The 13,218-nt window shown below is 66.7% G+C and carries 15 protein-coding genes and 1 pseudogene; 7 read left to right on the forward strand and 9 right to left on the reverse strand.

All coding sequences use genetic code 11. The annotated features are described in order from the left end of the window. The 3 genes from IU448_RS02260 (at position 1) to IU448_RS02270 (ending at position 2,455) form a co-directional block, all read left to right on the forward strand. Positions 1-1,641, forward strand: a complete 1,641-nt coding sequence (locus IU448_RS02260; protein ID WP_130919439.1) for a SulP family inorganic anion transporter — start codon at positions 1-3, stop codon at positions 1,639-1,641. Continuing rightward, a complete protein-coding gene (locus tag IU448_RS02265; protein ID WP_033247017.1) occupies positions 1,638-2,018 on the forward strand; it encodes a DUF5313 family protein in 381 nt (126 codons plus the stop codon). Before IU448_RS02260 ends, IU448_RS02265 begins: the two co-directional genes overlap by 4 nt. A gap of 74 nt (positions 2,019-2,092) precedes the next feature. After that, entirely contained in the window at positions 2,093-2,455 is a 363-nt protein-coding gene (locus IU448_RS02270) for a YybH family protein (RefSeq protein ID WP_033247018.1), read from the forward strand. A 121-nt stretch (positions 2,456-2,576) separates the two neighbouring features. Here the strand turns inward: IU448_RS02270 and IU448_RS02275 are convergent, their stop codons facing one another. Then, positions 2,577-2,921 (reverse strand): zinc ribbon domain-containing protein YjdM, encoded by a 345-nt coding sequence (locus tag IU448_RS02275; RefSeq protein WP_043740550.1) that lies wholly within the window; start codon positions 2,919-2,921, stop codon positions 2,577-2,579. 24 nt (positions 2,922-2,945) lie between these two features. Further along, positions 2,946-3,749, reverse strand: a complete 804-nt coding sequence (locus IU448_RS02280) for an alpha/beta fold hydrolase (RefSeq protein WP_033247019.1) — start codon at positions 3,747-3,749, stop codon at positions 2,946-2,948. Positions 3,750-4,198: 449 nt separating this feature from the next. On the opposite strand from IU448_RS02280, the gene IU448_RS02285 reads away from it, so the two are divergent. Next, positions 4,199-4,414: a hypothetical protein gene (locus tag IU448_RS02285; RefSeq protein ID WP_130916235.1), complete on the forward strand. Its 216-nt coding sequence runs from the start codon at positions 4,199-4,201 to the stop codon at positions 4,412-4,414. 1,301 nt (positions 4,415-5,715) lie between these two features. Here IU448_RS02285 and IU448_RS02290 read toward each other — a convergent pair. Then, positions 5,716-6,021, reverse strand: a complete 306-nt coding sequence (locus tag IU448_RS02290) for a hypothetical protein (protein WP_033246299.1) — start codon at positions 6,019-6,021, stop codon at positions 5,716-5,718. Between the two features lie 165 nt (positions 6,022-6,186). Here IU448_RS02290 and IU448_RS02295 point away from each other — a divergent pair, with 165 nt between their 5' ends. Next, complete coding sequence (locus tag IU448_RS02295; protein ID WP_195053810.1) at positions 6,187-6,798, forward strand: DUF2249 domain-containing protein; 612 nt, start codon at positions 6,187-6,189, stop codon at positions 6,796-6,798. Positions 6,799-6,830: 32 nt separating this feature from the next. Here IU448_RS02295 and IU448_RS02300 read toward each other — a convergent pair whose 3' ends face one another. The 5 genes from IU448_RS02300 to fdxA all read right to left on the reverse strand — a co-directional run bounded on the left by IU448_RS02300 (position 6,831) and on the right by fdxA (position 9,359). Beyond that, positions 6,831-7,364: a universal stress protein gene (locus tag IU448_RS02300; protein WP_195053811.1), complete on the reverse strand. Its 534-nt coding sequence runs from the start codon at positions 7,362-7,364 to the stop codon at positions 6,831-6,833. Continuing rightward, positions 7,348-7,695: a carboxymuconolactone decarboxylase family protein gene (locus tag IU448_RS02305; protein WP_033246300.1), complete on the reverse strand. Its 348-nt coding sequence runs from the start codon at positions 7,693-7,695 to the stop codon at positions 7,348-7,350. Before IU448_RS02305 ends, IU448_RS02300 begins: the two co-directional genes overlap by 17 nt. Before the next feature lie 144 nt (positions 7,696-7,839). Beyond that, positions 7,840-8,274, reverse strand: a complete 435-nt coding sequence (locus IU448_RS02310; protein WP_195053812.1) for a hypothetical protein — start codon at positions 8,272-8,274, stop codon at positions 7,840-7,842. Further along, positions 8,271-9,005, reverse strand: coding sequence for a helix-turn-helix transcriptional regulator (locus IU448_RS02315; protein WP_195053813.1), 735 nt, complete (start codon positions 9,003-9,005; stop codon positions 8,271-8,273). Before IU448_RS02315 ends, IU448_RS02310 begins: the two co-directional genes overlap by 4 nt. A 6-nt stretch (positions 9,006-9,011) precedes the next feature. After that, positions 9,012-9,359, reverse strand: a complete 348-nt coding sequence (gene fdxA / locus IU448_RS02320) for a ferredoxin (RefSeq protein ID WP_195053814.1) — start codon at positions 9,357-9,359, stop codon at positions 9,012-9,014. A gap of 244 nt (positions 9,360-9,603) precedes the next feature. Here fdxA and ctaD point away from each other — a divergent pair. Then, positions 9,604-11,363, forward strand: a pseudogene (gene ctaD, locus IU448_RS02325) (cytochrome c oxidase subunit I). A gap of 92 nt (positions 11,364-11,455) precedes the next feature. Here ctaD and IU448_RS02330 read toward each other — a convergent pair. Next, positions 11,456-11,782: a cupin domain-containing protein gene (locus IU448_RS02330; protein ID WP_195053815.1), complete on the reverse strand. Its 327-nt coding sequence runs from the start codon at positions 11,780-11,782 to the stop codon at positions 11,456-11,458. Positions 11,783-12,101: 319 nt separating this feature from the next. On the opposite strand from IU448_RS02330, the gene tal reads away from it, so the two are divergent. Beyond that, positions 12,102-13,217 (forward strand): transaldolase, encoded by a 1,116-nt coding sequence (gene tal / locus IU448_RS02335; RefSeq protein ID WP_416382952.1) that lies wholly within the window; start codon positions 12,102-12,104, stop codon positions 13,215-13,217. The last annotated feature ends 1 nt before the right edge of the window (position 13,218 follow it).

Below are 13,218 nucleotides of genomic sequence, written 5' to 3' on the forward strand. Positions count from 1 at the left end.
CTGCGCGCGCTACTGCCCACCCGGGCGGACTGGACGCCGGGGCTGCGCCGCCCGGGACCGGACCTGCTCGCCGGTGTCATCGTCGCGCTGGTGGCGTTGCCGTTGGCGCTCGGTTTCGGGATCAGCTCGGGTCTCGGCGCCGCTGCGGGTCTGGCCACCGCGATCATCGCCGGTGTGGTGGCCGCGGTGTTCGGTGGCTCCCGGTTCCAGGTGTCAGGTCCTACCGGCGCCATGACCGTGGTGTTGCTGCCGATCGTGGCCGAACACGGCGGCCCCGGCGTTCTGGCTGTCGGGTTGATGGCCGGTGTGGTGCTGGTCGTTCTCGCTGCGGCTGGTGTCGGGCGTGCGGTCCGCTATATGCCGGCGCCGGTGATCGAGGGATTCACCGCGGGTATCGCCGTGGTGATCGCGTTGCAGCAGTTCCCGTCTGCCCTCGGCGTCGGCGAGGCCGAGGGTGAGAAGATGTGGCAGCTGGCTTCCGACGCTGTCGGCCGTTACCTCGACCATCCCGACCCTGCCCCGCCGGTCACTGCACTGCTGGTCGCTGCCGCGGTGCTGATCGGCGGCCGGTACCTGCCCAAACTGCCTTTCGCGCTCGTCGCGGTCGCAGTGGCTACCGCTGTGGCCGGGCTCGCCGGTCTGGACCTCACTCGCATCGGGGCCCTGCCCGCGGGGCTGCCCGCCCCCTCCCTCGGGTTCCTCGACCCCGGCCAGCTCGGATCACTGATCGCGCCCGCGCTGGCCGTGGCCGCGCTCGCTGCGTTGGAATCACTGCTGTCGGCCACCGCCGCGGACTCGATGTCGGTGGGCACCCGCCACAACCCCGACCGCGAACTGTTCGGCCAGGGCCTGGCCAATATCGCCGCACCCTTGTTCGGTGGCGTCCCCGCCACCGGCGCGATCGCCCGCACCGCCGTCAGCGTCCGCTCCGGCGCCCGCACCCGCCTCGCTTCCCTCACCCACGCGGTCGTGCTGGCCGCCCTGCTCTACCTCGCCGCGCCCCTGGTCGCCCAGATACCGCTGGCCGCCCTCGCCGGTGTGCTGCTGGCCACCACGGTGCGAATGGTCGAAACCGCGTCCCTGGCCGCGATCGCCCGCGCCTCTCGCGGTGATACCGCGATCATGGTGATCACCTTCGCCGCCACTGTCGCCTTCGACCTGGTCACCGCCGTCGCTATCGGTGTCGGTATCGCGGTCCTGCTGGCCCTGCGCTCGGTGGCCCGCGAAGCCCGCTTGGACCAGGTTCCCCTCGATGAGGGCGACCACCTCACCGAAGAACACGACCTGCTGCGCGACCACATCGTCGCCTACCGCATCGAGGGCCCGCTGTTCTTCGCTGCCGCGCATCGATTCCTGCTCGAACTGGCCGATGTCTCCGACGTGAAAGTCGTCATCCTGCGCATGTCCCGCGTCACCGCCCTCGACACGACCGGCGCGCTCGTGCTCAAAGACGCCATCTGCAAGCTCGAACACCACCACATCACCGTGCTCATGTCCGGGCTCCGCGCCGATCACCTCCGCCGCCTCACCGCAATCGGTGCGCTGCCCGCTGCCGGTGAGGAGGCAATCTTCGCGAACACGGTCGACGCGATCGCCCACGCTCGCGGCGACCTTCCCGAACCGGTCGGAGGAATTCGATGAGCGGCGAAGCAACCACGCCGACCTTGACCCAGCGTGTGCGCTACATCGGCGGCGCGACGCTGCCGCCGTCGATGCACCGGTGGGTGATCGACGATCTCACAGGCCCCGGCGCGGCCCGCCGATACCATCTGCGGATCCTGCTGCCGATCATTGCGCCGCTGTGCGTGTTCCTGCTCATTCCGGGACCGCTGTGGATGGGGCTGGCGATGATGGCGCTGCTGTACCTGCCACTGATCTACTTCACAACCGCGCTCATGTACGTCTACCGCCGCCACCGCCTCGCCAAGCACGGACTCGACCCGGCACTGGCCGATGTGCGAGAGCGCCAGAAACACGCCGCGGAACGCGATGCCTACGAACGACGCCACGGGCGCTGAAACGATGTCGGCGCCTTCTGGCAAGGTCCCGGGCGGAGCTGGCCGTGGGGTCCAGCCCGTGAGGAAGGTGAACGATGAATGGTGGTCAGGAGCGTGAGCGGGCGTGGCAACCGGAGGACTTGAGCCGGCTCGTGGTGGAGCGTCTGAACGCGGGTGACGTCGAGGGGCTGGTGGCCTTGTATGAGTCGGATGCGGTCTTGGCACTACCCGACGGCGGTGTTGCCACCGGCAGCAGTGAGATCCGCACGGCCTACGCGCATATCGTCGCCGACGCGCCGGCGTTCACGCCCGGGAGACAGTTACCGACAGTCCGCAATGGAGATGTGGCACTGACCTCGGTCCGATTGGGCGACAGCGGCGTCACCGTCGAAATCGCTCGATGCCAGGCCGATGGCACGTGGCTGTGGATGATCGATCAGCCCAGCCTGCCCGGGTAGATCCAATCAGAAAGCGCCGGTGATCAACTGTTCTCGATGGCCGGTGGCGCGTGCCACTTACAGTGGATGTGACCACACGCCACCGGACTCGATACCGCATAGCTTCGGCGCCGGTCGTCGATCAGAGCTTCTTCACCACGCTGGATTTCAGCTGCATCGGCCCGATGCCGTCGACCTTGCAATCGATGTCGTGATCGCCCACCCCGGCGACCAGGCGAATATTGCGGACCTTGGTGCCTGCCTTGATGCCGGTGGGGCTGCCTTTGACCTTGAGGGATTTGATCACGGTGACGGTGTCACCGTCGGTGAGCACATTGCCGACGGCATCACGAATCACGTCGCTATCGTCGCCGGTAACCTCGGCTGGTTCCCATTCATGGGCGCATTCCGGGCACACCAGCAGAGCCCCGAGTTCGTAGGTGTACACCGACGCGCACGCGGGGCAGGGCGGCAGCGTATGACTCATCGAGTGTCTCGTTTCGGTGGAAGGTCAGGGGGTGGTGAGGAAGTCGATCAGGACGCGGTTCACTTCCTCGGGGCGCTCGAGATATCCGTAATGCCCGCAGCGCTCGATTTCGTGGTACCGCGCGGCGGGGATCGCCTCGGCGACTTCGCGACAGAAACGCGGGGGCACCATCCGGTCATCGGCGAATCCGACGACCAGGCTCGGCACCCGAATCGCGGCGTAGGCGGCGCGGCGGTCCTGGCTGCGGTCCATGCCAAGTTGGGCGCGGGTGCCGGGAGTGCCCTTGCCCGAGGTGAATTCGAAGATATCGAGCCACTCCTGCGCCGTGCCCGGGTCCTCCAGGGTGTGTGGGGAGAGGTTGAGCATGGCTTTGATCGCGGCGGCATACTCCGGCGGGAGCTCAATGCCCTTGTCGTAGAGGGCCTGCTCACCGCGGTTGAGCGTGCCGGCCACCGGATGCGGCCGGGCTGTGGCGGCGAACATAACTGCCTTGCCGAGCAATTCGGGTCGGGCCAGGCAGAGTTCGGCCACCACGCGCGATCCCATCGAGGTGCCGACTACATGCGCAGGTGTACCCAGGTGCTCGATCAGTGCGGCGGTATCGTCGACGAGATCGGGCATCGTGATCCCGGCTGCCGATTCCGACGATGGCGCGATACCGCGGTTGTCGACCGTGGCGACACGGAACCCGGCCTTCACCAGCGCGGGCGCCTGATGGGTACGCCAGACCCGGCCAGGGCTGCCGTTGCCCATGATCAGCAGGACCAGCGAACCCGAGCCGGTGACCTCGTAACTGATCTGGACGCCGTTGAGTGCGGTGAGAGGCATTCTTCTCCAGGTGTCTGATTGCTAAAGTTAGCAACTACTTTAGCTAGGGTGAGGTCGGCGTCCTCCACCGGCACCCGGCTTCTGCTGGGCCGGTCCGCACCTCGCAGTGACCAGCACCGTGGATCCAGAGGCTTGCGCTGCGCGTCGAACATCGCCGAGCAGCAAGGAGCCGAACCTGGATGATCCCGATGTCGGCGGTGGCTCAGAAGTGACAGCCAGCCGGGATCCGGCGCTAAGGAGCTACCGCAGGTAACTGATGATTATCTGCGGTAGCTCTTGTGCCGACCTGGGCAAATGTTTCCGCCAGGTGAGCCGAGATCCGCACAGAGTCTGCTTGCAGGCAGTCACTGTGGATTCGGGCATCGGCAGGCCGGGACGCCGATCCACAGGAGAGCACCCATCCGGGCCAACAACGAGACGGGCGCTCATACCCGGGGAGAGGTAAGACAATGCTCGATCTACGAACGCTGCGCCCGCGGAAGCTGACCGCACCGAAGATGGTGTGGGCGCGAGTGGTGATCTTCGTGATCGTCGTGGCGGCTGTGATCATCTTGATCGCATGCCACGTCGCTCCGGACGTTGCTGTCGCGGTCATCGTGGCCGGGGCAGCAACGGCGACTACCACGACCCGGCTGCTGACCGGCGAACCGGAGCCGCAGCGGTGACCGCGCCGGAGCCGGACCCGGTGTCGGAACTCAGGAAAAGCTCAATGAACTGGTCGACGAGGCCACCCAGGACGGTCTGAGCCGTGCGCAACTGGCGAAGAAGGCCACGGTTTCTGCGCCGGTTTTGTCCAAGGCACTCAGAGACAACTACGAGCTGTCCTCATGGGACGGCGTGGGAAAATTCCTCGTACAGGCATGCCTGCAGCTCACTCAACCATCCGATCCGGCTGCAGCGCAGCTTGAGTGGGAGCATCTATGGCGAGCCGCCCGCGCCGCCCAGCAAAACCACACCCAGGTGACCCAGCCTCAAAACTCCACAGAATTTACGGTACGGCAGCAGGACAATAGCGGCGCAGCGGTGAATATCGACACGATCGCGCTGAGACAGCCCGATCCGGTGACCACCGGGTCTGCCGGTCGGCACGGTGGCAGCTGGGCCCGATCCGGGCTCCCCGGCCGGGTACGTCGCGCGTCGCTGAAGACGAAAGTGTCTGCGTCGGTCGGTGTCGTCGTTGTCGTGGCCGCCGCGATCACCGGTGGTATCGGTCTCACAGACCGATCGAACTCAGCTGCCGCCGCCGATACCGCCGCCGGCGCCGAGCAGGCGCCGAGCAGGCCGCTGCCGATACCGGCGGCCCGGTCACAGACAAACCCGCGAACATCAGCCTCACCGTGGAGGACGGCGCCACCTACTATTTGGGCAACGGTGCCTGTACCGAGGGGAGCCCGGACACACGAAATTCAGCGGTGAGGCTGTTCCCGCTCAAGGATGTCGGTAACGGCAGTTGCACATCCCTGCTGCGCTGGACACTGCGGCGGCAGTCTACAGGCGGGACCTACTACTACATCATCCCGGACAGCTTCCAAGGCCACTATCTGACCGCCGACCCTGACGCGCCGGCAGCAGTCACGGCCCGGTCCCAGCACCGGATGGGTCCGACGCCTACGACTCGCTATCTCGCTGCAACCGTGCAACCCCACCAACGCCAGCCAAGACTGGACCATCACCGCGGTCAAGTGGAAAACCGACAAATAGAGTCGACGCCGTCCGGGCCGGAGTCCGGCGTCCGGCATTTCCGGACACCGGCCGATAGTGGCATGCCCTCTTCTCGAGATCGGCACGAGGGGGCCAAACGCCCCGAATCCTGCGGTAAACCCTCTACCGCAGGATAATTCGCGGAGTCGGCACCACCCGCCGGAAACATTTGCCCAGGTCGGCACAAGAGCTACCGCAGATAATCATCAGTTACCTGCGGTAGCTCCTTAGCGCCGGATCCCGGCCGGCCACACGACTACCCCCGTCAGCCCAAGGTGACGGTGATGGCGCTGCCGACGACGGTGGCGGTGACGCCGAGCAGGTGCTCGGTGATCATCGCGGCGATCGGCTGGATGTGGCGGTCTTTACGGGCGACGACTGCGAGGGTGCGGGCGTCGATGACGTGAGTGGAAGCGAGGTCGTTCACCGTCGTTGCCCTGAGCGTGTCCTGCGGGAATGTGGGGGCGGGCAATGCGCACACCGCATCCTGCACCCGCCGGATCACGCTGATCGCACGCGTCGGAGTCTCGACCGGGTGGTGGCCGGGAGGCGGCAGGATTGCGGTGGTCATCGCGTTCTCCTCGAATTCTCCGGTACGGACGGTTATGTGAGTCGCCGCCTGGCCCGGCCGAGCGGGCTGTGGATGACGGGCGTCATAGCCGGGATGGCTTGGCTGGCGGGCCTCGCAGGGTTAGTTTATACAATAGGGGATTGTAAAAACTAGGAGGTGGGTCACATGCCCGACACGGACCTGACACAAACGGGACCGGCGGAATTGGATGTGCGGGAGTTGCGCAAGCCGGACAAGCATCCGGCGATCTTCGCGCGGTTCGACGCCCTGGCTGCCGGGGAGTCGTTCGTGCTGGTGAACAATCACTACCCGCGGCATCTGCGCGACGAGTTCGATGTGGAGCATCCCGGCGGGTACGGCTGGGAGGTCGTCGAGAACGGGCCGCGTGTGTGGCGGGTGCGGATCGGGAAGCTGGCCTCGACCTCGCCGCCGCGGATATTGACCGATACCACCATGTTCGAGCCTGGACATCCGGATACGACAGGGGCGGTGTGGACGTTGCCGGTGCGCCGCCGCGATCTGGATGCCAACATCATTCGCATTGCTCCGCACGGGCGCATCGAGGCGCACACCGGCCCGGATCTGGATGTGCTGATCCACGTTCTCGACGGCGCGGGCACCCTTACCATCGAGCTCGGCGAGCTCGAGTTGGCGGCGGGTGCGCTGGTATGGCTGCCGCGCCGGTCCCGGCGCGCGTTCACCGCGGGACCGCATGGTCTGCGGTATCTGACCGTGCATCAACGCCGCCAGGCTCTGGTGCTGGACCCGATCGGCTGAGCCGGATCGGCGAGGCTGCGCCGGACCCGCTGTTATGGCACCACGGTGACCGGGCAGCGGGTCCGGCGCAGCAGCCGGGCGGCGGTGGATCCGGTGAGGCGGTGCAGCCGACTGCTCGACCGGCCGACGACGAGGCTGTCGGCGTTGTTTTCCTCGGCCAGCCGCGCCAGTTCGACCGCGGGGTCGCCGCAGCGGACGGTGAACGACCAGGGCAGGGGCAGGTCGTGGAGGATCTCGGTGGCCAGCTCGCGGGTGGCGGTGACCTGCTCGGTGGTGAGGTCGGTGGTGAGGTCGGCGCCCATCGGCGCCAGGCTGGTCAGGTAGGCGCTGGTGGCGAGCGTGCTGATGTAGGCAACCAGCACGGTGGCATGCATGCGGCGTGCGGCGCCGGCGGCATAGGCGAGCGCATGCGGGGACGCCTCGGAGGTGTCGATGCCGACGACGATCAGCGGAGCGCGGGCCCGGCCGCGGTGATCGCGGCGGTGTGTGGTCTGCTCGATCACCGCGTCGTGCTGGTCGCGGGATCGGCGCGGGTGTTCGGGGCGGGATTCAGCCGGTGTGGTCATGGTCGTGTCCGGCCAGCGTGTGCAGGGCGATGGTGGAGTGCGCGAACGCGCCACCGGCACGCATCTCGGCGGCCACCCAGATCGCTTCCATGATCTCGGCGTCGCCGGCACCGGCACGGTGCGCGAGCTTCGTGTGGCCGGCGATGCAGTACGGGCATTGGGTGACGTGCGCGACCGCGACGGCGATGAGCTGCTTGGTTTTTTGCGGCAGTGCCCCGTCGGCGAACACCTGCCGGCTGAATTCGTCGAACGCCTGATGGATGTCGGGGGCCAATTCGCGGCGCCGCGCGCCGATGTCCTGGGTCGCGGCGGGATAAACGGGGTCGCTCATCTGCTGTTTCTCCTCTGCTGTGTCGCTGGATTGTTCTTTTTGTCGATTCCTCCCGGGTGGGTGAAGGTGAACCGTGGTGCGGCCGCCGCCCTGGGGACGGCTGGTGTGTCGTTCCCGCTGGACCGGCTGCAGTCCGGGAGTTGTTCACGACACGCTGTGGGCCAGTAGCAGGGTGGCGCCGACGAGCAGTGCGGCGATTTTCAGGATTTCCAGCACCACGTACTCGTAGTGGCCGCGCGAGCGGGGCGCGTCGTGGCCGGCGAGCACGGCATTGCTGCGGCGGGTCAGCCGCGGCCGGACCACCGTGAGCTGCACGAGCAGCGCCGCAATAGCCACGATCAGCGCGGTCATGGTGCCCGTGGCGGGCGGGTCGATGACGAGGGCGACGACAATCGCTGCCGCGAAAACGATTTCGATGCCGTTGAGGGCGCGGAACACCAGCCGTCCGATTCCGAGCCCGATCGGCACGGTGACGCCGGGCGCCCGGAATTTCAGCGGCGCCTCCAGGAACGAGATCGCCAGCACCATGCCGAGCCAGCAGAAACCGACCGCGGTGACAACAGCCCCGGCGGTGGTCATGCCGCGGATCCGGTCGGTGCCTGCGCGGGCGTGGCGGTGCTGGTCGTGGTGAGGTGGGCCAGGCACAGGTCGGGGGTGACGAACGGGTCGAGCCGTTGCACGGCGACCGGTGCAGCCCGGCCTTCGAGCACCCCCTGCATCAAGCCCAGATGGATCGGGCACACCACGCTCGCACGAGTTTCGGCCAGGTCCAGGAACGGGCAGTGCTGCAACCGGATCTTCGGCTGATCGTCGTCGGTGTCGGGTTCGGGATCGAAGCCGACCTCGTCGAGCACCCGCACCAGCTCATCCACCGCCTGCTCGGCGGTCGGCGCCGCGGTGTCCATGTCGCGGGCCATCTCGCGGCCCCAGCGTCGCCCGGCCTCGGCGGCGCGGGCCGACGGGTCGGGGTCGGCGGCCAGCTGCGCGGTGAGGATCTCGGCGAGCAGTCGGTAGTTACGTGGCCCGGCCGGGTCCATCCCACGATGAGCGCGAAACATCTGCGGCGGGCGCCCCGGCCCGGTGCGCGGGTGTTTCACCCGCTCGGCTTGCCCGGCCTCGACCAGCGCCTCGAGATGGAAGCGCACCGTATTCGGGTGCAGCCGCAGCTGCGTAGCGATATCGACGATGCTCAACGCCTCACGCGAACCGCGCAATGCCGCGAGCACGTCGCCGCGACGCCCACCACCGGCTCCGACCGGTGTGGCACGTGAGCGGGGCGGTGTGGCGGCGGAGGCTGGGGTGTGTGTCATGGCTGGTTATTCCTTACTCCGTGTCGGCAGTGCGGCAACCAACGGAGTATCGACCCCAACCGGGCCGAGCTGTGTTGCGCCACCGGGGAATCCGAGCGGTTGGTCGCGTCCGGGCAGCGTTTCGGTGAAGAAGGCGGCGTTGTCGTCGAGATAGGGCTCGAGTTCGGCGGGAAGGTCCTGCTCGTAGTAGATCGCATCCACCGGGCACACCGGTACACACGCGCCGCAGTCCACACACTCGTCGGGGTGGATGTACAACGACCGGCCGCCCTCGTAGATGCAATCGACCGGGCATTCCTCCACACACGCCCGGTCCATCACGTCCACACAGGGCTCGCCGATCACATACGCCATACCTCTATTTATACATCGAAATCTTGTATAAACTAAGCGGCGGGTGACCTACCCCACCGGAGCTCTCGGTGCCGACCATCAACACAGGGATCGATTGTCTCGCCGCGGTGTCTCACTCGCCGCCGCCTGCGGCGAGGGGTCGGCTGATCCCCATGCTGTGACGGCCGGCCACCCGCCATGTGTACCCGTCGAGGATGTCGAACCGAGAGGGGATTCACCGTTGTCTGCAGCACCGGGGCACACCATGCCCGCCGTCGAGGCCGAGCGCCCGTTCGCCGCGCGGAGGGGCCCCAAGGGCGCGGCGATCCGGAAGATCGTCACCACCACCGACCCGAAACTGCTCGGCGTCATGTACATCTTCACCGCGATATCGTTCTTCCTGATCGGCGGGTTGATGGCGCTGCTGATGCGTACCGAGCTGGCGCGGCCGGGCCTGCAGTTCCTGTCCAACGAGCAGTACAACCAGTTGTTCACCATGCACGGCACACTCATGCTGCTGTTCTATGCGACCCCGATCGTGTTCGGATTCGCCAACTGCGTGCTGCCACTGCAGATCGGCGCCCCCGACGTGGCGTTTCCACGGCTGAACGCGCTCAGTTACTGGCTGTATCTGTTCGGCGCGACGATCGCGACCGCGGGATTCGTCACCCCCGGCGGTGCCGCCGGCTTCGGGTGGACGGCATACATACCGTTGAGCTCTGCCATCTATTCCCCCGGCGTCGGTGCCGACCTGTGTGGATCATGGGGGTGGGATTATCCGGTGTGGGAACCATCTTGGGCGCGGTGAACATGGTCACCACCGTGGTGTGCCTGCGGGCACCCGGGATGACGATGTTCCGGATGCCGATCTTCACCTGGAATATTCTGGTGACGAGCTTTCTCGTGTTGCTGGCGTTCCCGATCCTGACCGCCGCCTTGATGGCCCTGGAGGTGGATCGACATCTCGGCGGGCACATCTACGACCCCGCCACCGGCGGCCCGATCCTCTACCAGCACTTGTTCTGGTTCTTCGGCCATCCAGAGGTCTACATCGTCGCGATCCCGTTTTTCGGGATCATCACCGAGATCTTGCCGGTGTTCAGCCGCAAACCTGTCTTCGGCTACACCGCGCTGGTGTACGCGACCCTCGGTATCGCCGCATTGTCGTCGGCGGTGTGGGCGCACCACATGTTCGCCACCGGCGCGGTGCTGCTGCCGTTCTTCTCCCTGATGTCGTTTCTGATCGCGGTACCGACCGGGGTGAAGTTCTTCAACTGGATCGGCACCATGTGGAAGGGACAATTGACGTTCGAAACACCCATGCTGTGGTCGCTGGGGTTCATCACCACGTTCCTGTTCGGCGGTCTGTCCGGGGTGATCCTGGCCAGCCCACCCCTGGACTGGCATGTGCACGACAGCTACTTCGTCGTCGCGCACTTCCATTACGTGCTGTTCGGCACCATCGTGTTCGCCACCTTCGCCGGCATCTATTTCTGGTTCCCGAAATTCACCGGCCGCTTCCTCGACGAACGCCTGGGCCGCCTGCACTTCTGGACCACCTTCCTCGGCTTTCACGCGACATTCCTGGTGCAGCACTGGCTCGGCGCCGAAGGCATGCCGCGGCGCTACGCCGACTACCTGCCCGCCGACGGTTTCACGATCCTCAATACGGTAGCCACCCTCGGGTCGTTCGTTCTCGGGTTCTCGATGATCACCTTCGTATGGAACGTGTTCAAAAGCTATCGATACGGTCAAGTCGTCACCGTGGACGACCCGTGGGGGTACGGCAACTCCCTGGAATGGGCGACGACCTGCCCGCCGCCACGGCACAACTTCTACGAACTACCCCGCATCCGTTCGGAGCGGCCCGCGTTCGAATTGCATTACCCACACATGGTGGAGCGGATGCGCGCCGAATCCCACGCCGGCCGGGGTGCCGCCGGCCGCGCCCACGCCACGGTTACCGCGGCCGAGGCAGACGGCACCGATCCATCGAACCCGGCCGATGAGTCCGATGCCGACTAGAGCGCCGGGGCCGGACACTGCAGCACCTACCATCGACTCCCGGCACCGCCGGGCCCTGACCGAGGTCGGCAGTGCGCCCGTCCCCATCCAGGCTATTTGGCGACTGTCAGCAGCACCACGGCATCGTCGATCGCTTCGAGGCTGTGGCGGGCTTGCGGAACTATCAGCAGGTCACCGTGACGGCCATCCCACGAGGCGCCTGCAGTGTGTAGCTGGACCCGGCCGTGCAGCACCAGCACCGTCGCCTCGCCCGGATTCTCGTGCTCACCCAGCGCGGTGCCGGCAGCCAACGCGACCACAGTCTGTCGCAGCCGATGCTCATGCCCGCCATACATCGTGGCCGCCGCCCGCCGTGCAGGGACCGCGTTCGCCCGCTGCAGCAGTTCTCGTGCCATCGCTTCCACCGAGAACTTCTCCATCACCGCTCCTCGCTTCCCGTCCGGCATCACATCGATCGCTATCTTCCAGCATCACCGCAGGCCGGTCCGGCTTCTCCGGGGTGGCGTCACTCGCCTGCGGCCTGGCCCTCGACCACGTCGAGGCGACACCGAGGTGTCCTGCGCGCTGCGGATCCGAGTCCAGACCCCCGGGCTCCAACCGCCGAACTCGGGGCCATCCACGCCGAGGTCGCCGCCTCGTGCCCAGTGTCGGAACTGGTTTGCCGGCACCGAAATGCTCGGTCGGACGCCGAACTCGACACCTGGTAAACGGCTGCACTCGCCAAACGCATGGAAGGAGATGCTCATGTCCGACCCTTTGACCGCATTGAGCGAGGCCGGGGTGTCGATCTGGCTCGATGACCTCAACCGCGGGCGGCTGATCGAGGGCAGCTTGGCCCGCCTGGTCGCCGACCGGCATGTGACCGGGGTGACCACCAACCCGGCCATCTTCGCCAAGGCCATCACCGGCAGCGACGCCTATACCGGCCAGATCGGTCGTCTCACACTGCGCCGGGTCGATGTCGATACAGCGTTACGGGAGTTGACCGCCTACGACGTGCGGTGGGCGTGTGATGTGCTGCGCCCGGTCTTCGACGCCACCGACGGGGTGGACGGGCGGGTGTCGATCGAGGTCGACCCACGGTGGGCGCACGACACCGACCGCACCGTCGCCGAAGCCCACGCGCTGTGGTGGCTGGTGGATCGGCCCAATCTGCTGGTCAAGATCCCCGCGGCCAAACAAGGACTGCCGGCGATCACCGCCTGCCTTGCCGAGGGAATCGACATCAACGTCACCCTCATGTTCTCTCTGCACCGTTACCGGCAGGTGATCGAGGCATTCCTCGACGGGCTCGAACAAGCTCGCGCGAACGGCCACGACGTCTCCCGAATCCACTCGGTGGCGTCTTTTTTCGTCTCCCGCGTGGATACCGAGGTCGACCACAGGCTCGACACAATCGGCACCGACGCGGCCGCGGCCTTGCATGGGAGCGCGGCGATCGCCAACGCACGACTGGCGTATCAGCTCTACGAGCAGTACCACGAGAGCGAGCGCTGGCAGGCACTGGCCGACGCGGGGGCCCACCCGCAACGCCCGTTGTGGGCGTCGACCGGGGTGAAAAACCCCCGTTACGACGACACCCGCTACGTCACCGACCTCGTCGCACCCGGGGTGGTGAACACCATGCCCGAGGCCACCCTGCACGCGGTCGCCGACCACGCCCACATCCCGCGTGACAGCATCCACGGCACCTACCCACAGGCGCACCAAACCCTCGAGCAACTGACCGCGCACGGCATCGACTACGACGACGTCGTGGCCACCCTCGAAACCGACGGGGTCGCGAAATTCGACGACGCCTGGGACCACCTCTGCGGTGAACTGTCGGCCGCCCTCGCCGGGTCCAGGCGGTGAC

Source organism: Nocardia flavorosea (assembly GCF_015477805.1).
Taxonomy (GTDB): Bacteria; Actinomycetota; Actinomycetes; order Mycobacteriales; family Mycobacteriaceae; genus Nocardia; species Nocardia flavorosea_A.